General features: G+C 71.7%; 15 protein-coding genes. 7 read left to right on the top strand and 8 right to left on the bottom strand.

What is annotated here, in order from left to right; genetic code table 11:
• Positions 1-14 precede the first annotated feature (14 nt).
• Positions 15-1,772 carry an FG-GAP repeat domain-containing protein gene (locus ACZ6S5_RS29640; RefSeq protein WP_466005520.1) on the bottom strand — a complete coding sequence of 586 codons (1,758 nt, stop codon included), beginning with the start codon at positions 1,770-1,772 and terminating at the stop codon, positions 15-17.
• A gap of 427 nt (positions 1,773-2,199) precedes the next feature.
• On the opposite strand from ACZ6S5_RS29640, the gene ACZ6S5_RS29645 reads away from it, so the two are divergent.
• Complete coding sequence (locus tag ACZ6S5_RS29645) at positions 2,200-2,682, top strand: hypothetical protein (RefSeq protein WP_466005521.1); 483 nt, start codon at positions 2,200-2,202, stop codon at positions 2,680-2,682.
• 24 nt (positions 2,683-2,706) lie between these two features.
• On the opposite strand, the gene ACZ6S5_RS29650 is transcribed toward ACZ6S5_RS29645, so the two are convergent.
• Entirely contained in the window at positions 2,707-3,372 is a 666-nt protein-coding gene (locus ACZ6S5_RS29650; RefSeq protein WP_466005522.1) for a response regulator transcription factor, read from the bottom strand.
• The gene (locus ACZ6S5_RS29655) at positions 3,369-4,709 is read right to left on the bottom strand and encodes a sensor histidine kinase (protein WP_466005523.1); all 1,341 of its coding nucleotides are present in this window, start codon (positions 4,707-4,709) and stop codon (positions 3,369-3,371) included. The genes ACZ6S5_RS29650 and ACZ6S5_RS29655 overlap by 4 nt, the downstream gene beginning before the upstream one ends.
• A 128-nt stretch (positions 4,710-4,837) precedes the next feature.
• Between ACZ6S5_RS29655 and ACZ6S5_RS29660 the strand changes: the two genes are divergently transcribed.
• From ACZ6S5_RS29660 to ACZ6S5_RS29680, 5 genes are all read left to right on the top strand, one after another.
• Entirely contained in the window at positions 4,838-5,413 is a 576-nt protein-coding gene (locus ACZ6S5_RS29660) for a hypothetical protein (RefSeq protein WP_466005524.1), read from the top strand.
• The gene (locus ACZ6S5_RS29665; RefSeq protein WP_466005525.1) at positions 5,410-6,513 is read left to right on the top strand and encodes an efflux RND transporter periplasmic adaptor subunit; all 1,104 of its coding nucleotides are present in this window, start codon (positions 5,410-5,412) and stop codon (positions 6,511-6,513) included. Before ACZ6S5_RS29660 ends, ACZ6S5_RS29665 begins: the two co-directional genes overlap by 4 nt.
• Positions 6,510-7,196, top strand: a complete 687-nt coding sequence (locus tag ACZ6S5_RS29670; RefSeq protein WP_466005526.1) for an ABC transporter ATP-binding protein — start codon at positions 6,510-6,512, stop codon at positions 7,194-7,196. Before ACZ6S5_RS29665 ends, ACZ6S5_RS29670 begins: the two co-directional genes overlap by 4 nt.
• Complete coding sequence (locus ACZ6S5_RS29675) at positions 7,193-8,377, top strand: ABC transporter permease (protein ID WP_466005527.1); 1,185 nt, start codon at positions 7,193-7,195, stop codon at positions 8,375-8,377. The genes ACZ6S5_RS29670 and ACZ6S5_RS29675 overlap by 4 nt, the downstream gene beginning before the upstream one ends.
• A gap of 163 nt (positions 8,378-8,540) precedes the next feature.
• Positions 8,541-11,813 (top strand): hypothetical protein, encoded by a 3,273-nt coding sequence (locus ACZ6S5_RS29680; RefSeq protein WP_466005528.1) that lies wholly within the window; start codon positions 8,541-8,543, stop codon positions 11,811-11,813.
• Between the two features lie 91 nt (positions 11,814-11,904).
• Here the strand turns inward: ACZ6S5_RS29680 and ACZ6S5_RS29685 are convergent, their stop codons facing one another.
• Both ACZ6S5_RS29685 and ACZ6S5_RS29690 read right to left on the bottom strand, forming a co-directional pair.
• On the bottom strand, positions 11,905-12,900 hold the full coding sequence (locus ACZ6S5_RS29685) for a DUF3800 domain-containing protein (protein WP_466005529.1): 996 nt from the start codon (positions 12,898-12,900) through the stop codon (positions 11,905-11,907).
• A 110-nt stretch (positions 12,901-13,010) separates the two neighbouring features.
• On the bottom strand, positions 13,011-13,715 hold the full coding sequence (locus ACZ6S5_RS29690) for a VOC family protein (protein WP_466005530.1): 705 nt from the start codon (positions 13,713-13,715) through the stop codon (positions 13,011-13,013).
• Positions 13,716-13,841: 126 nt separating this feature from the next.
• Here ACZ6S5_RS29690 and ACZ6S5_RS29695 point away from each other — a divergent pair, with 126 nt between their 5' ends.
• Positions 13,842-14,585, top strand: a complete 744-nt coding sequence (locus tag ACZ6S5_RS29695; protein ID WP_466005531.1) for a hypothetical protein — start codon at positions 13,842-13,844, stop codon at positions 14,583-14,585.
• A gap of 30 nt (positions 14,586-14,615) precedes the next feature.
• On the opposite strand, the gene ACZ6S5_RS29700 is transcribed toward ACZ6S5_RS29695, so the two are convergent.
• The 3 genes from ACZ6S5_RS29700 to ACZ6S5_RS29710 all read right to left on the bottom strand — a co-directional run bounded on the left by ACZ6S5_RS29700 (position 14,616) and on the right by ACZ6S5_RS29710 (position 17,459).
• Positions 14,616-14,870: a hypothetical protein gene (locus tag ACZ6S5_RS29700; RefSeq protein ID WP_466005532.1), complete on the bottom strand. Its 255-nt coding sequence runs from the start codon at positions 14,868-14,870 to the stop codon at positions 14,616-14,618.
• A 355-nt stretch (positions 14,871-15,225) separates the two neighbouring features.
• Complete coding sequence (locus ACZ6S5_RS29705; protein ID WP_466005533.1) at positions 15,226-15,678, bottom strand: hypothetical protein; 453 nt, start codon at positions 15,676-15,678, stop codon at positions 15,226-15,228.
• 260 nt (positions 15,679-15,938) lie between these two features.
• A complete protein-coding gene (locus ACZ6S5_RS29710) occupies positions 15,939-17,459 on the bottom strand; it encodes a vanadium-dependent haloperoxidase (RefSeq protein WP_466005534.1) in 1,521 nt (506 codons plus the stop codon).
• Positions 17,460-17,784 lie beyond the last annotated feature (325 nt).

Genomic DNA, 17,784 nt, shown 5'->3' on the forward strand with positions numbered 1-17,784 from the left:
CCGGCCGCTGCGGGTCAGGAGACCGTGACGGTACGGGTGCCGCTGTACCCGGCCAGGTGATCGGTGTCGGCGGGCTTGTGGACCCGGTAGTAGTAGGTGCCCCGGGACGACGGCGTGATCGTGAACGCGTACGTGCTGACCGACGTCAGCGTCCGGCTGGCGACGTTGGTCCAGGAGCCGTTGACCAGCCGCTGCAGATCCACCACCTGCCCGGGATGGCTCGGCATCACCGCCCCGGACAGGGTCACCGACCCGCCGAGGGCGACCGAGGCGCGCGACAGGGTCGCGTCCACCGCCGTACGCACCCCGACGGCGCGCGGTGCGCTCGCGCTACCCAGGTACGTCGCCGAGCCCCGGTAGTTCCACCGGTAGTCCAGGCTCCAGCTCGGCCGGTGGGTCAGCGTCACCGCCCCGGTGCTGGTGCTGGTGGCGCCGCCCAGCAGCACCCAGCTCGTGGTGCCCTTATGGCGGGCGTACAGCTGCACCGGCACCCCGGCGATGCCGGCGCCGGTGTCCGAGCGGGTCAGCCGTCCGGACACCGTGACGGTGCCGCCGTAGGTCACCGTGGTGGCACTGGTGGCGCCGCTCAGCGCGGTACCGGCCCGGTAGATGTTGCGCAGCACGACCAGGTTGCTGCTCTGGTCGGCGAGCACCGCGTCGATCCGCTTGTCACCGTTGATGTCCCCGAGCGCGAGGCCCTGGCTGAGGTAGTGGCTGTTCCACGTGACGGGGTAGGAGACCGGGGAGCCGAGCGTGCCGCCGGACGTTTGCAGCAGCACGCTGACCTGCAGCCAGCCGCCGTGCGCGAGGACCAGATCCTGGCGCCCGTCCGCATTCAGGTCGGCCGCCTTGACGGGCTCCGGGATGTCCGGCGTCTGGTAGACGACGGGGGCGGCCAGGCCACCGGTCGAGGTCTGCAGGAACACGTTGAGCAGCGCCCCGGGGACGTTGCCGCTGACCGTGACGGCCACGTCCGCGCGCCGGTCTCCGTTGAGGTCGGCGATCTCGATTCCTTCCTGTACGTCCCAGTAGCCGAACTCGGGGATGTGGGCGGTGCGGGTCCATCCCGTGGTCGCATGGTGGTAGATGAGCACCTCGCGGCGCTGGCCGCAGACGGCAATGTCCGGCCAGCCGTCGGAGTCCACGTCGCCGACCGCGATGGCATATCCCCACTCCGGCCCCACGGGGGACACCCCGAAGACGCCGAGAGGTTCCTGGCGCAGCAGCTGCGTGCCCGCCTCGCCGTTGACCACCAGATCCGCATCACCGTCGCGATCCATGTCGGCCGCGGCGATGAACTCGGCGCCCACGGTGCCCGCGATGAGCCGACCCATCGCCAGCCTGCCCTCCGTCGTCTGCGTCAGCAGCTGCACGCCCGCCCGGGTGGACAACGCCACGTCCCGCCGCCCGTCACCGTTGGCGTCCAGCACCGCGACGCCCATACCTGCCCGGTCGCCGAGGCTGAGCCCCGTCTGATACCGCACCGGCGGGGCGAGCGAGCCGTCCGCCTGCTGCGCGAAGACGAGCAGGTCGTAGACGTCGGACGGTTCGGCGTCGACCATCATGCCGAGCAGCACGTCGGCCCGACCGTCGCCGGTCACGTCACCGATCGCGGTGGCCTCCGGGGTCGACCCCACCGGGATGGCCTGGGCCGGCCCGAAGATCGGCTCGGAGGCGGTGCTGACGGCGACCGTCGACAGTGAACGCGGCGGTGGTGCGGCGGTGGCGACCGGCCCGACCGGGGCCAGGAGAGCCAGTACGAGCGTGGTCACTGCGACACGACGAAGCGCCATGACGTCCCCCATGTCCGGGTGGAGCCGGATCGATGAGCTGAGTGTTCCACGCGCGTGACAACTCCGCTCGTTGTGACCAGGCCATGGCCGACCAAGGGCTCCTGTGACGAAAGTCGTGTTTGTGGGTATCCCGAGGGCATGGACATGGATCAGGAGCAGTGGCAGGCGTTGGTCGTCCGGCACCGACAGCGTGACGACGACCGCCGCCGATGCCGGGACTGCCAGGCATATTGGCCGTGTTCGTACCGCCTGCGAGCCGAACACCAGCTACTCGGGATGGTGAACGGCGCCGCCGCGGGGGCGCGGAGTCCGCTCGTCACCGCCTAGGTGTTCTGCCCGCTCAGGCGGCACGATGTAACGGGCACCCGGGTTCGCCGCGCCTGTAGTGAGGTGAAGTCCAGCCTGAATGAGGGGCGCGGCCGTGCCTGATCTCTCCGTGATCGCACGCGAACGGGCAGCGCTCACCACCATCGCCGACGCCGTGGTGGCGGCGTCGGTCGGCAAGGGCCTGCGGGTGGCCGTGACCTGCCCCGTCTCCCGCCTGGCCCTGGTCGGTCACCTGGCGCAGGCGTTGCACGCCCGTGGCCGCGCCTGCCGCTGCCTGCCGGCGGAACCAGACCCGGGGGGCGCACAGCAGGAAGGCGCTTCGACCCTCGTCGTCATCGTGAGCGGATCCGACACGGAGACGGACCGTGCCGTGCAGCGCGTGACCATCCGGGTCACCCCCGCCGTCCCCACCGCACGCGGCGGCGAGGTCGACCGCCAGGAGACAGGTGCGCCGAACTCGTCGGCGGACGACGATCCGGACATCATCCTCGACTACGGTGATCCGAGCGGCCCCTTGATCCGCTACCTGGCACCGCACCTGTCCAGCGGCGGTCAACCATAGGCACCGCTCGACGGCTCCTGACCCCTACCGGTCGTCGCCGATTTCCACCAGGCCGCATTCGTAGCCGAGAATGACCGCCTGCACCCGATCCCGCAGCCCCAGCTTCGCCAGGATCCGGCCGAGGTGTGTCTTGACCGTGCTCTCGGAGACGAAGAGGGCCGCCGCGATCTCCGCGTTCGACAGCCCTCGCGCGACCAGGGTCAGCACCTCACGCTCGCGCTCGGTCAGCACCGCCAGCCGCGCATTCGTCTCCGGCCGCGGCGGGGCCTTGCCGAGGTAGTGCGCGAAGAGCCGGCGGGTGACAGTGGGCGCGGCCACCGCCTCGCCGGCGGCCACCACACGTACGGCGGCGACCAGGTCGGCGGCGAGCGCGTCCTTGAGCAGGAAGCCACTGGCTCCGGCCCGAAGCCCGGCCAGCACGTACTCGTCCAGGTCGAAGGTGGTCAGGATGATCACGCGGGCCGCGTGGGGGCCGAAGCGGATCCGGCGGGTGGCCTCGATGCCGTCCAGGCCCGGCATCCGCACGTCCATCAGGACCACGTCGGGCCGGCTACGGGCCACCACGTGCAAGGCCTGCGACCCGTCGGCGGCCTCCCCGACCACCTCGATGTCGCCGGTCTCCTCCAGCACCAGCCGGAACCCGGTGCGCACCAGCGTCTGATCGTCGACCAGCACCACCCGTACGCTCATCGCGGTACCGACGTGATCTCGCGCGCCTGCAGCGGCAGCGTCGCGCACAGCCGGAACCCGCCGCTGTCGGCCCGGCCGGCCTCCAGGTCGCCCCCCAGCATGGCGACGCGCTCGGCGATGCCACGCAACCCGTTGCCGCGCCCGTCCGCCCCGTCCGCCAGGCCCGCGCCGTCGTCGGTCACCTCCACCCGGAGCCGTCCCGGCTCGAAGGCCAGCCGCAGCACCGCGCCGGCGCCCGGGCCCGCGTGCTTCAACGTGTTCGTCAGGGCCTCCTGCACGATCCGGTACGCGGACAGGTCGACCGCCGCGGGCACCGCGGCGGGCACCCCGTCGACGTGCAGCTCGATCCGCATTCCGGTGGACCGCAACTGGTCGATCAGCGCGGGCACCGCGCCGAGGCCCGGCAGCGGGGTGAGTGGCGCGTCCTCGGCCGGATCGGTGCGCCCGGCGGCGAGCAGCCGGCGCATCTCGGCCAGCGAGGCCCGTCCGGTGGTGATCACGTGCTGCAGGGCGGTGGCGGCACGGTCGGGGTGCCGGTCCAGCGCGGCGGACGCGCCTTGCGCCTGCACCACCATCACCGAGATCCCGTGCGCCACGACGTCGTGCAGCTCGCGGCTGATCCGGGCGCGCTCCGCCGCGACCGCCAGCACCGCCCGTTGCCGCTCCTCCCGGGCCAGATCGGCGGTCCGCTGCTCGACCGCGGCCAGGTGCGCGCGCCGGCTGCGCATCGCGTCACCGACCGCGAACGCCGCGACCAGCAGCAGCCACAGCTCCATGACTCCCTGGCCCACATTGACCAGTCTGTCGACCGAGAACACCGAAGCCGGTGGCGGTACCGGCCTGACCACCTTCGTTCCCGAACCTCGCTCGACCTGCTCCTGCACGCCCTGCTTGCTGGCGAACTCCTGCCATTCGGCATAGATTTGGCCGCCCACCATCGTCGCGTAGGTCAGGAGCATGGCGAGCGCCAGCACGGCGAGCGAGAGCCGCCGGTTCCGGGCCATCGCGGCCACGGTGTACAGGACCAGCGGGAGCGCCAGATCGAGCAGCTGGAACTTGGCGTCGATGAACAGGTGGCCGAACGTCCCGGCCCCGGCGAAAACCAGGGCCAGCGGCGGATGGTGTTGTCTGATCAGCAGGCCGACAACGATCAGCGCGGCGAACATCCACCACAGTTGGTCCGCCGGGAGAACGTTCTTCTTCATGTACTCTGCCGCGGCATCCGGGTTCGTCCTGGCCAGGAATTCCATCACCAGCCCGGGACCCACGGTCAGCACGACCAGCACCAGCGCCAGGGCGGCGTCGGTCAGAAAGTGGCGCGGCACGAACCGGGGCACCCTCCCATGGTAGGGAGCGGAGGCCCCGGCAGCGTCCGACTCAGGTGCTACGTCCGCGGTACCGGCGGCGGCCGAAGGACCGACTCCGGTCCGATGAGTTCCATCGCTGCGGCGGCCACCGTGTAGCCATGACCAGAACAACGTCCACAGTGTTCCTCGCCGCACTGCTCGCGGTCGGGGCCGGGGTCGCCGGATGCGACCGCGGCGGCTCTGCCTCTGGGGCGCCAGGCCCGTCGGCGTCCGCGTCGGTGAGCCGGCAGCAGCTCCTCGCCCTCGGCCAGGAGTGGGTCCAGTGCATGCGCGGCCACGGCATGACCCGGATGCCGGACGCGGAGCTCACCTCGGATGGATACCTCTCGTTCCCACCTCAGGGCGGGTACGAATGGAAGTCGGACCTACGGAACCATCCGGGAATCATCGAGGCGTGCAAGTCGATCGAGGACCGGTACCCCCCGACGGCCTTCCGCCCAAAGGACAAGCTCTCGGCCGACGACCTGCGCAAGCTCGCCGAGTACGCCAAGTGCATCCGCGAGCACGGCATCCCCGAGTTCCCCGACCCGGATGCCGCTGGCGTATTCGACCTCAGCGGAACTTCGCTGGCCAACGGAGTCCCGCCCCAGCAGATGAACCCAGCGGCCCAGGCGTGCCGGCACATCTGGAGCGAGGGCGTCCGCATCCAGGACAACAGCGGAGGCAAGAAGTGACCCGCCGCCGCGGGGCTGGCACCGTGCTCGCGGTCGCGGTGGCCGCCCCGCTCGCCGCCGGCGTCGCCTACGCCGCCCGCTCCGCGCCGAGCGGCCCCGAGACCCCCGCCGCCTCGGTGGCCGTCGGAACCGCGAAGGTCACCCAAGGCACGCTCACCGAGCGCGTCCAGGTCAGCGGCATCCTCGGGTACGCCGGCTCCTACACTCTCGACCATCAGGGCGCGCCCGGCGTGCTGACCGCGGCGCCCGACTCGGGCGACACGATCGGCCGCGGCGGCGTCCTCTACCGGGTGGCCGACGCGCCGGTCCGCCTCCTGCTGGGCGGCGTTCCTGCCTACCGCGACTTCCGCTACGGGATGAGCGACGGCCCCGACGTGCGCCAACTCGAACGCAACCTGGTCGCCATGGGCTTCGACCCGTACCACCGGATCACCGTGGACCGGCACTTCAGCGCCGCCACGGCCACGGCCATCCGGCGCTGGGAGGCGTCCTGGGGGCGGCCGGCGTACCAGCGCTCCGGACGACTCACCCAGGGCCAGGTCGTCTTCCTGCCCACCCCGCTGCGCGTCACCCAGCTCCAGGTCCGGGTCGGCGGCACCGTCGGGCCCGGCACGACAGTGCTCACCGGAACGTCGACGAGCCGGGCGGTGACCGCCCAACTGGACACCGCGCAGCGCATTACCGTACACACCGGCGACCAGGTCGAGGTCAGCCTGCCGGACGCCGACCCGATCCCCGGTCGGGTCACCGCCGTCGGCCAGGTCGCGACGACGCCCTCGGGTAACGAGAGCAACGGCCCGCAGCAGCCGGCGAACCCGGACACGGCGACGATCCCGCTCACCATCGCGGTCCGCCTGCCCCGCGGCTCCAACCTGGACCAGGCGCCGGTGACCGTCGACATCGTCACCGGCGCCCGCCGCAATGTCCTGCTGATCCCGATCGCCGCACTGCTCGCCCGCCCAGGCGGCGGCTACCAGGTCCGTCTGGCCGGCGGGGCGGCGGTCCAGGTGGAACCGGGCAGCTTCGACGAGAGCACCGGCCAGGTGGAGATCGTCCGCGGCCTCACCGCCGGCCAGACCGTGGAGGTGCCGGCGACATGACCGCCGTCCTGGAGCTGATCGACACGCGCAAGGTCTACCCGGGCACGCCGCCCGTCGAATCGCTGCGCGGGGTCACCCTCACCGTGCACAGCGGGGAGCTGGTGGCCGTGGCGGGCCCGTCCGGTTCCGGCAAGACCACGTTGCTCAACCTCGCCGCCGGCCTGGACCGCCCGTCCAGCGGCTCGGTACGCATCGCCGGCCACCCGGTCGAGAAGCTGCGCGACGGGCAGCTCTCCGGCGTGCGTGCACACCTCCTCGGGGTCGTCTTCCAGCAGTTCTTCCTGCTGGAGCGGCTGAGTGCGGCAGAGAACGTGGCGAACGGCCTGCTCTACCGCGGCGTGCCGGCCGCCGAACGCCGGCGCGCCGCCCGCACCGCATGCGAGCGGGTCGGCCTGGCCCACCGCGCCGACTTCCCGGCCGCGCATCTGTCCGGCGGCGAGCGGCAACGGGTGGCGATCGCCCGCGCGCTGGTCGGCCGCCCGGCCGTGGTGCTGGCCGACGAGCCCACCGGCAACCTCGACTCCGTCACCGGCGCCGGGATCGTCGAACTGCTGCGCGAGCTCAACGATGACGGCGTCACCATCGTGGTGATCACGCACGACGAGCGGGTCGCCGCGGCGATGCGGCGCCGCATCCAGTTGCGGGACGGCCTGGTGGTCGCAGACAACGGGGGTGCGTCGTGAGGTCCCGCCTGCGCGTCGCCGACCTGCTGCCGGTGAGCACCGTGGGCCTGCGGTCGCGGCCCGGACGGGCGGCGCTGTCCATCCTCGGGGTGGCGATCGGGATCGCCGCCATGGTGGCCGTGCTCGGCGTCACCCGATCCAGCCAGGCCGACGTGCTCGCCCGCATCGACCGGGTCGGCACCAACCTGCTCACCGTGGCCAACGGCAAGACCATCCGCGGGGACGAGGCCGAGTTGCCGGTGACCGCGGGCACGGCGGTGGCGCGTACCGATGGGGTGCTCACCTCGGCGGCCACCGCGACCCTCGACGTGCGGATCTATCGCAACGACCGGATACCGCCCGGGCGCACCGGCGGGCTGTCCGTGCGGGTCACCGACCCGGCGCTGCTCGCCACGCTGGACGGCACCCTGGTGGACGGCCGCTTCCTGGACGCGGCGCTGGCCCGCTATCCGGCGGTGGTGCTCGGCAACTACGCCGCCACGTCGCTGGGCATCCGCGACGTCACCGGCCACCCGCAGGTCTACCTCGGCCACCGCTGGTACACCGTGGTCGGCATCATGGCGCCGGTCGAGCTGGCGCCCGAGCTGGACGCGTCGGCGCTGATCGGCGCGCCGGTGGCGGCCGCCCAATTCGGGTACGACGGCAACCCGACCCGGATCTTCGTGCGGGCGCAGACCGAGCGCACCGACGAGGTGGCCGGCCTGCTGGGACGGGCGGCCAACCCGGCCCACCCCGAGGAGGTCGCCGTGAGCCGGCCCTCGGAAGCGCTCACCGCCCGGCTCGCGGTCACCGGCGGAGCCACCGTTCTGCTGCTGGGTCTCGGCGCGGTGGCGTTGCTGGTGGGCGGCATCGGCATCGCCAACGTGCTGGTGATCTCGGTCCTCGAGCGGCGCGGCGAGATCGGGCTGCGTCGGGCGCTGGGCGCCACCCGGCGGCACGTCGCGGCCCAGTTCCTGGTCGAGTCGTTGCTGCTGGGCGTGGGGGGCGGCATGGCGGGGGTGTTGCTGGGCACCGCGGTCACGTACGCGATGGCCACCGTCCGCGGCTGGCAGACCCTCGTGCCGGCTGCCGCGATCGGCGCGGGACTGGCCGCTGCCATCCTCATCGGCGGGCTGGCGGGCGTCTACCCGGCTATGCGGGCCGCCCGTCTCTCCCCGGCCACGGCGCTGCGCACGGCATGATGCCGGCACGCCGGCCGGACGGGGCAGCACGGATCCGGGCCGCAGTGCCCGAGAGACACGCGACGGTCCGGATCCGCGACCCGAAGTTCTCCTCGTGCGTAAGCCGCCCGGGGCTGCCTGGCGAAGGAATAACTGATCTCATCCCGGGGCGGTCACGGGCAGAATGATCGCCGTGCTCGCCGCCACCCGTGCCCTGCTGACCTCGCTCGATCCGCTGCCTTACGGCAGACGGATGAACCGCCTCGCGGAGTGGGCGCGTACCGCGCCCGACCGTGCCCGGGTCTGCGCCGACCTGCGCGAGCGGTGCCCCCACGAGCGGCGTCTCGCCCTGGTCGCCGCGATGGTGGCCCGGGACGCGGACGGCATCGCCGCCGCGACGCGCGACCCGCAGCCGTCGATCAGGGGTGCCGCGCTCAGCGCGGCGCTGCGTGTCGGCGTCCTGGCTGGCGACCTTGTCGACCGGCCGGCGATGGAGCGGCGGCGGGTCTATCGGACCCTGCGCCGTCGGCATGCGCCCGCTGTCGCTGACGCGTTGATCATCGGCGTTCGGGCCCAGTTCGGCGACGAGGAGGCAGCCGCGCTGCTGCCCGCCTGCGGCGCCGACACGGTACGGGCGCTGCTGCCCGACCTGGAGCACGTGCTCAACCTTGAACGGCTGGTCCGGTGGCACCCCGGCCCGCTGCTGGACCGGATCCGCGAGCGGCTGGCCGCGGCCCCGCCCGAGCTGCGCGGGAGGATCTGGGGCGGTGCCGCCGGTGCGGTGCTGCGGAGTGACCCGGCTCAGGCGCTCGACCTGCTCGAACGGTACGCACCCGAGGAGTCGCTGCCCGGCCCGCTGGTCTCGTACGGAAGGCTCGCGGCACACGACGCGAGTCGCGTCGCCCGCCTGCTCACCACGCCGGGCCGCGCGGCCTGGCTGACGCGGACCGTGCCGCCGCCGGCCCTGCTGCGCCGCCTCGCGGCGCTGCCCACCGACGAGTTGGTGCCGCTCGCCGGCCGGTTCCGTGATCAGAGCCGGGCGCTGGCGGCGCTGCTCGACGCCGTGGCGCCGAGCCGGCGCGGCGAACTGTACGGCCGGGCCCTCGCCGACGCCGACACCGCAGTGCTGATTCCGGCGGCCGAGGTCATGGAGGTGCTGCCGGCCGCGGTGCGGATCCGCGAGGCGACCCGGGTGCTGGGCCTGCCGAGGATCCGCGAGCGGGAGGCCGAGGTGCGCACCTGGAGTGCGTACCTGTCCTGGCCGGACGCGTCCGCGGCGCTGGATCTCGCGTTGCGCTCCGGAGACGCCGACGAGCGGGCGCACGGCTACGCGCTGTTGGTGGAGGCCGCCCGCCGCTCCCGCGACCCGCGGGCGGTGGCCGAGGTGATCGTCCGGCTCGGCCGGCTGCGCAACGAGCAGGATCCGGTGCGCGCGGCCGCGCTCACCGCGTTGGGAAAGGTGGCACCGCTGCTCACCGCGGGGACGGCGGCCGGGCTCACGCAGCTGACCACCGACGCGGTCGACGCGCGCGACTCCTCCGCCGCCACCATGACCGCGCTGAGCTCGCTCGCGGTCGACGTCCTGCAACACCACGTCGCCGTGCCGGAGCTGCGCGAGTGGGCGCTGCTCACGATCGACCTGGTCAGCGCGGGCGCGACCGTACCGGTGCTGCGCCGCTTCGACCCGGTGCTGCGCGACGGGCAGGAGACGATGGTCTTCGAGCGGCTGCGCGGCTGGGTCGAGGCCGGCATGACGCGCGGCCGGTACGGTCCGCTCTTCGCGCTCACCCACGCGTTCGGCAAGCGCGCCTGGCGGCTGCCGCAGCTGCAGGAGTTGCTGCGTCGGGCGATCGGCCCGCACACGCTGCCCTCGGTGGGCCGGACGGCGATCGGGCTGTGGCTCGACGATCCGCGTACGCGCTCGGCGCGAGTGGTTGAGGTGCTCGATGTCGATGCGTCGGCGGTGACGATCCACGAGGTGTGGGCGACGATCTGCACCTCCCGCACCGACCTGCTCGACCGGGTGCTGAAGCGCCGCCCGCGCGGCCGGTTCGTGGAACCGGGGACGCGATGGGTGCCCGCGTGGGCGTTGCACGCCGAGCGCTGGCTGCCCCGCCAGCAGGAACGTTTCGTGGACCTGCAGGAGCTGGTCGTCGCCGACACCGGGCAGGGGGTGTGGCAGCGCGTGGCGGCGATCCGGGCCGCCGCCGGCGTCGGCGACGCGGGCCGCGAACTGGTGCTGCGTCATCTCGACGCCCCGGAGGTACCGATCGCCGAGGCGGCGCTGGGCGCGCTGGTCTGGACCGACCGGCCGGACGAGGCGTTGCCGGTGCTGCTCCGGTACGCCGACGGCGAACGGGCCCGGGTCGCGCTGTACGCGGCCGGCCGGGCTGCCCGGCACGTCCCCCCGTCCCGGCTCGCCGACCTGCTCGCCGAGGTGGTGACCGGTCCCGCGAAGATCACGAGCCGGAAGGAGGCGGGCCGGCTGCTGGCCCGCTACGGGCCGCCGCGGGTGATGGCGACGCTGCTCGACGCGTACACGAACCCGGACACGCACCGTGACGTGCGCGCGGCGATCGTCTCCGCCGCCCGGCAGCGGCTGCAGACCGAGGCGAGCTGGACCATCCTGCGGACCGCGGTCGACGGCAGCCGGGAGGAGCGGCGCGCGGTCCTGAGCGCCTACCCGTACACGATCCCGGAGCGGCACCGCCGGCGCTACGGCGCGCTCATCGTCGAGGCGTGCCGCGCCGCCGACCGGGAGGTCCGGCGCGCCGCGTTCGGACAGCTCGGGGAATGGTCGCCGTGGCTGGTCGGGGTCACCGACCTGGTCGTGGACCGGCTCACCGACCTCGACGAGACGATCGCGCACATCGAGGTCCCCAACCTGCTGAAGGCCGGCGGCGACACGCTGCTCGGCGCCGCGCTGGCCCGGCTCGTGGACCTCGACGCGGACGACGACCATCCGGGCGACCCGGCATCGGACCGCCCCGCTCGACGCCGCATCGAACTCCTCGTACGCGGCGCGGCCGTCCGGTCCGGGAGCCGGCCCGCCAGTGCCGACCGGACCGCGCTGATCGAATCGGCGCGGTGGCTCGCCGGCCGGCCCACCTACGCCGGCACGGCCACCGGGCTGCTGGTCGACCTCGGCCGGCTGGACAATCTGGACGAGATCGCCGGACTGTGCGCGGGCCGGCCCGTCCTCGGGACCCGCACCGCCGAACGCGTCGGCGCCCGCCTGCGAAGCCTCCGCGAATGGCCCGACCCGGCGACCCTCACCGACACCGTCGCGCGGCTGGCCGGTCGCGGCGACCTCGCCGGCGGGCTGTTCGCGGTGGCGCTGGTCCGGCATGGGGCCGGCTTCGGTTGGAAGGCCCCGTGGCGCGATCTGCTGGTCGGCCTGCGCCGGCATCCGGACGCCGACGTGCGCGAGGAGGCGTACGCCGTCGCCATGAGCTGACCAGTTGGCCCGAGCGGGTCTGGCCCTCGCTGTCGCCCGATCCACCCTCCGCCCGCCCGGCGGGCTGCGGTGGCCGTGTCCCGCTTGACCGTCAGGTCGGTAGGGCGTCACCGATCGGATCGCGCAGTGAGGTCGGGGAGAGCAACGGCTGGAGTGGGCCGTCGTCGACGATCCCCGGCAGCCGCCGGGCCACCCCGGCGAGCACGTCGGCGACCTGGACCCGCGGATCGTCCCGGGAGTCGACCATCACCAGCCCGGCCAGCGGCGACAGTCCGGCGCTGTCGGTCAGTACCCGCTGGAGGCGCCGCAACCGGTCGGCGGTGAGGGCGCTCTGCTCGTCGTGGACCACCAGCACCCGCCGCCGCCCGCCGCTCCAGAACAGGACGGTCTCGGCCAACGCCGGCAGCATCGGCTCCAGCGGTGGCGGAATCGACCGGTCGTCGTCGCTCAGCCTGGCCAGGATGGCGCCCACCCGGGTCCGGCTGAGTCCGTGGAGGACCGCCTCGGCCTGCGCGTCCAGCCCGTGCCGTACCAGCGCATCCCGTGCCTCGAAGAACCGTTCCACGGTCCGGTGATCCGGCCGGACTCGCCGCTTGATCCGGAGCATCTCGACGAAGGCCGCGACGAAGACCGCCCAGTCGGAACCGGCCGAGCGCCCGGCCCGGTACAGGGCGAGGGCGGCCGATCGGTGTTCCTGGGTCAGACGGGTACCGGCCGCGTACGACGGCTCGGTCAGCAGCAGATCGACGATGCGGGTGACGAGGAAGTACTGCTTGTCGACCAGGTGGACGTGTGCCCGGCCGCGCAACGCCGCCAGGAACCACTCCAGCACCTCACCCGCTTCGGGGCGGCGGAGGAACTGTCGGGACTTGAACTCGTTCGGCGAGAAGCGGAAACCGGACCGCAGCGTCGCGATCAGCCCAGCCGCCTCCTTCTCGCGCAGGTCGACGCTCGCGTGTGTGATCACCGGGGTGGCTGGATCGAGCAGATTGGTGCCGGAGAACCCTGATTCGTCACAGGCGATCTCCACGACTGTGCCGGCCACCGCATCCACCGGCGGCAGCCCGCCCTGAAGTGGCAACCTCATGCCCGGTCCCTCGCCATGTCGCCTATGGTCACCGATCCATCCCGATCGGACCACCCAGTTAGGCTCCACGGCCTTGCGCAGGCTGCCGCGTCGACCGCGCCGCGCTGTGGTCAGTTCCCCTTCACGCAGAACTCGTTGCCATCGGGATCGGCCAGCACGACGGCGCCGTCCTCAGCGACCTCGAGCCGGGTGGCCCCGAGGGAGACCAACCGGTCGACCTCCGCCTGCTGGTCGCCGCCGGCCGGGGCGAGGTCGAAGCGCTGCCGGTTCCGCTCGTGTTTCGGGGCCACGGGCGGGCCTCCCCACGCGACCTTCGTACCGCCGTGCGGCGACTGGACCGCGGTCTCCTGGTCCTGGTCCCACACCAGCGGCCAGCCCAGCGCCTCGCTCCAGAAGAGGCCGACCTCCCGGGTGCCGTCGCAGGCGATCTCCCCGAGCAAGCCGCACCCGGCGAGGAAGGCGTTGCCCGGCTCGATCACGCAGAACTCGTTGCCCTCGGGGTCGGCCAGGACGACGTGCCCCTTCTCGGGGCGCTGCCCGACGTCGAGGTGGCTGGCGCCGAGCCCCAGCGCCGTCTTCACCATGTGCTGCTGGTCGGCGTGGCTGGCGCTGGTCAGGTGAAGGTGCAGGCGGTTCGGCCCCACCTTCTCCGCGCGGCTCGGGACGAACCGGAGGCTGGGCTGGGTGTCGTCGCCAGGCAGGAGCGCACCACCGGCGTCCTCGACGACCTCCCGGCCGAGCACGCCGGCCCAGAACTGCGCCAGGCGAGGCGGGTCGTGCGCATCGCAGGTCACCGTCAGCGTTCGCGAGAGCATCACCGCACAGTAGGCACGGGTCAGCGAGACAACAAGGCGGTTTTGGAGAAGTCGGTGCGAGTGGCGGCGCCGCCCGTCGGCCCGCAGTTCCACCACGGGTGGCACGTAGGTCGCAAACTGTGGGTCATGGCGTGGTGGCGACGTGTCGAATGCCCGGTGCGACCCGAGGAGCAGCGCTGGATCGAGCGGTCGTTGGACTGGTTCGTGACCGAGTTCGGCGAGGATCGGCTGCACGGCGAGGTGGTCCTTCCCACGGACGACTACTTTCCGGGCGTCTACCGGGCCAGTCGCGACGACGTCCGCACCGTTCTCGGTCAACTCTGCCGGCAGATGGACATCGACCCGGCCCGGGTGAAGCTGGAATACGTCGCGGACGACGACGACCCGGACCTGGCCGGACACGTACCGTTGCAGACCCGGTGGTCGGGCGCTGCCGGCGATCACCGTAGCCACTCGGGCGGGTCCGTCATCGGTATCCGCGACGCCCAGGCCCACCAGCCGATGGCTCTGGTCGCGACCCTCGCCCACGAACTGGGCCACGTCCTGCTGCTCGGCGACGGCCGGATCAACGCCGACCGGGCCGACCACGAACCCCTCACCGATCTGCTGACCGTCTTCTTCGGGCTCGGCATCTTCACCGCCAACGCCGCCTTTGAGTACACCCGACAGGCCCGCGGCCGCTTCACCTACACCCACACCAGCCGACTCGGCTACCTCACCGAACCCATGTACGGATACGCCCTGGCCCGGTATGCCTGGCTGCGCGGCGAGGCGGACCCATCCTGGGCCCGGTATCTCGACACCAACCCCCGGACCTTCCTCACCCGCGGCCTGCGGTACCTCGCTTCGGACCCCGACCGTGCACGGTGACCGCCCCTGAGGTCGCGGCGGGCAACGCGATCAGGCGGGCGCTATCGTCCGAGTCATCACGCAGTTCTTCTGACCCTTGGACCGCTCGTACGTGAAGCCGGCGTCCTCGTACATCCTGCGCGTGCCGTTGTAGAGGAAGGAGGACGACATCTTCTTCCCCATCGGCTGCTTCGACATGTCGTGCGGGTACCCCTCGACCACCCCGCCGCCAGCCTTGGCGATGAGGTCGAGAGCTCCTCGTAGGGCCAGCATCGCGACCCCGCGTCGGCGGTAGCGTCGGTCCACGAAGATGCAGGTGACACGGTAGTCGGGCGGCCCCCTCCTCGACCAAGCGACACTTGAGGTCGCGGTTGCCCTCGTAGGTTCGCTCCTTGTCGCGGGACAGTGTGTGGAACCAGGTGCACCAGCACCCGCCGAACACGCCGTTGTGCCGCGCGACCAGGTCGGCGAAAGCGGGCCAGGTGTCGGGCACCAGAGGCCGGATCGCGAGGTGATCCACGTCCATCGAGGTCTCGGCAGGCATGCGGACAGGCTAGAGCCAATCCCGGACAATCACCGCCCGGACCTGCGTCCAAGGCTGAAGGAGCCGCACGAACCTGCCCGCCGCTTGCGAGGCGGGCAGGTTCATTGCGCGACGCTATTACTTCCGGCCCACAACTGAACAGCGATACACCTCGTCCGTCACGTGGAGAGTGATTTCCCCTGCCTCCGCAGCGTCCAGGACCTCCTCGTCGGATTGGAACTGGTGAGGAGTGGATCCCGCATTGAACTCGATGAGGACTTGCTGCCACAGGGGGTTGAACCCGTCGCCCTGGATCGCATCGATCACAGGAAAGAAGTCCTGCTCCTCGTCCAGGTCGTTCGTTGCATAGATCGTGTTGATGCTTGAATTGTGCAAGATCAGTGCGGCTGAAGCAGCGTCCGGCATTTCCTTCATATTGACGGTGATCGTGTTGCCATCGTACTTGGCCGGCATCTGACCAGCAGCACCATTCATGCTCGCTGCGTGCGCCACCCCTGTGCCCAAAGTGACGGACAGCAACGCAAGCGGGATGGAGATGAACGCACGAGCCGATGTCCTACGGATGTTCATGTGGGTCCTCTTCGATCGCTGTGGTGGGAAAGTGCAGATGGAGTTCGTAGAGCTTTCTGCGCGCACTCACGGACGATAGGCACTGCCGGTGGAGCGCGTCCCGGCCTTCGCGGAAGTCAAGGTGGCGGTCCCCCACCTGGGTGAACCACCCGGGTTCCATGGAGACTCGACTGTGAGGATGAGTCATGCCACAGAACTGCACTATCCGGGTGGGTTGCGGGATCGGGCGGTTCGGTTGGTCGCCGGAGATCCCATGGCCGTTACGCTTGATCGCGCCCCGTTCCCGGGGTGCCCAGCTGAAGTCCGTGCCGCTTCAAGCGGCGCACGGGCAGCCCGTTGACCGCTTCGGCGATGCATCGTCCCTGGGTAAGCCCTCGCTCGATTGCCGGGCGGAAATGAATGCCGCCGTACAACCGGGATAACGCCGCCTCCTCGGCGGCCGCACTGAACGAGTCGAAACGCCGCGGCGCGAGCCCCCGGTTGTCGTGCGTGTGGTCGTCGAACGAGTACGAGTCACCGAACAGGTCCGCGAGCACACCGAACGCGGCGGCGGACTGTACCGAGTGGCCCGACGTGTACTCCGGGAAGGGCGGCGTGTTCAGCAGCGGCAACCAGGTCGGGTCGATGAGCCGCTGGATGTACGTGACCGGGCGGAGCAGGTGGTAGATGTACTTCGTCTTCCAGCAGGCGATGAATGCGTCGCACACGGCCATGCCGACCTTGGCACAAGTCTCGGCGGCGAGCATCAGCGACGCGTCCTCGAGGCGCAGCACCTGCGTCGCTACCGAGATCGAGTGACCTGGGGGACTGGCCGTCACGCCCGGGTCGTCGGACCAGAAGAGCGCGATCGCCTCCTGCTCCGGCGTGCGGTTGTTGACCGCGTCGTACACCTCCCGCGCCTCTCTGAAGAAGGCAGACTGTCCCTGCTCGGAGTAGCGGGTGGGATCGTCGGGTGCGCAACTGGGGCAGGCGCGCAACACCAGAGGACGGTTGTCGCCCCATCCCGGCTGCAGCGCAGGCTGGAACGCCGGTGGGGTGGGGACCCAAAGCCCAGGGCCGGAGGGCGGCACGTAGTCCGGCGGGAAGTTGCGCAGATAGCCCTCGTGGCCGCCGTCCCCGCGAGACCAGTCGAACACCGCGCGCGCCACCTGCGCACCACGCCGCGCCGACGCGGCGACCTCAGAATGGGAGGAGTTGCGGCGTACACGCTCGCTGAGCTCGGCCTCCAATGCGTCGATCGCGGCCAGGTTGGCCGCACTCGTGTTTGCATACAGCGAGCGCAGGATGCCGGCGAGCGCGGCATTGGCCACGACCGGCCAGTTGTCGCTCCGCTCGCCATGAGGCAGCCCGCGTAGACCAGGCCACTGCCGGGCGAGCGATCGGTACTGCTGGGATCCCGGAACGACGGCCTCGTACAGCGTCACACCCGCGTAGCCCAACGCGCGCGCCGACACCGGCGGCGTGAAGCCAGGTGTCGTCCGCGTCAGCGCCAGCGCAAGGTCGAACCAGGCGAGCGGAACGGACGCATCGAAGTCCTCAGGATGCCGATCGCGGGTCGCCGCTACGGCACGAGGGGCTCGTCCCGCGACGGCGGCGGCTCCAATGCCCGCCAGGACAACGCGGCGGGAGATGAGCTTGGCAGACGGCAGTTGGTGGCTCATGGCGTACACCTCTACCCGTAGTTCATGGCCATCGGCCGCTCGAATTGAGGTCAGCCAATGTGAATCGTCTTGGTCGTCAGGCCGCGCCGCGCCGGTGTCGGTGTCGGTGTCGGTGGGCATCAACACGCCTGTCACCTGCGGGAACTGAACGAAGCCTAGCTAGAGTAGGGCGGCGCGAGCGGAAGAACAGAACACCCAATCCCATTTCACCTGCGCCAGTTGCCCGGCCGCCAATACGGCCTGACCCGACCAGCTACGAGTCGGCCGGCCGACGCTCCGGCAAGGTCCACATCAGCAAGAGCCGATCGCCTGGCCGACGATCCGCCCGGAGGCATCCGTCTGGTCTGACTGCTCCGCGGAGCCGGGGGGGGGGGGGGGGGGGGGGGGGGGAGGGGGGGGGGGGGGGAGGGGGGGGGTGGGCGCCGGGGAAGAAAAAAAACACCCA

The organism is Micromonospora sp. NPDC051924 (genome assembly GCF_055586005.1).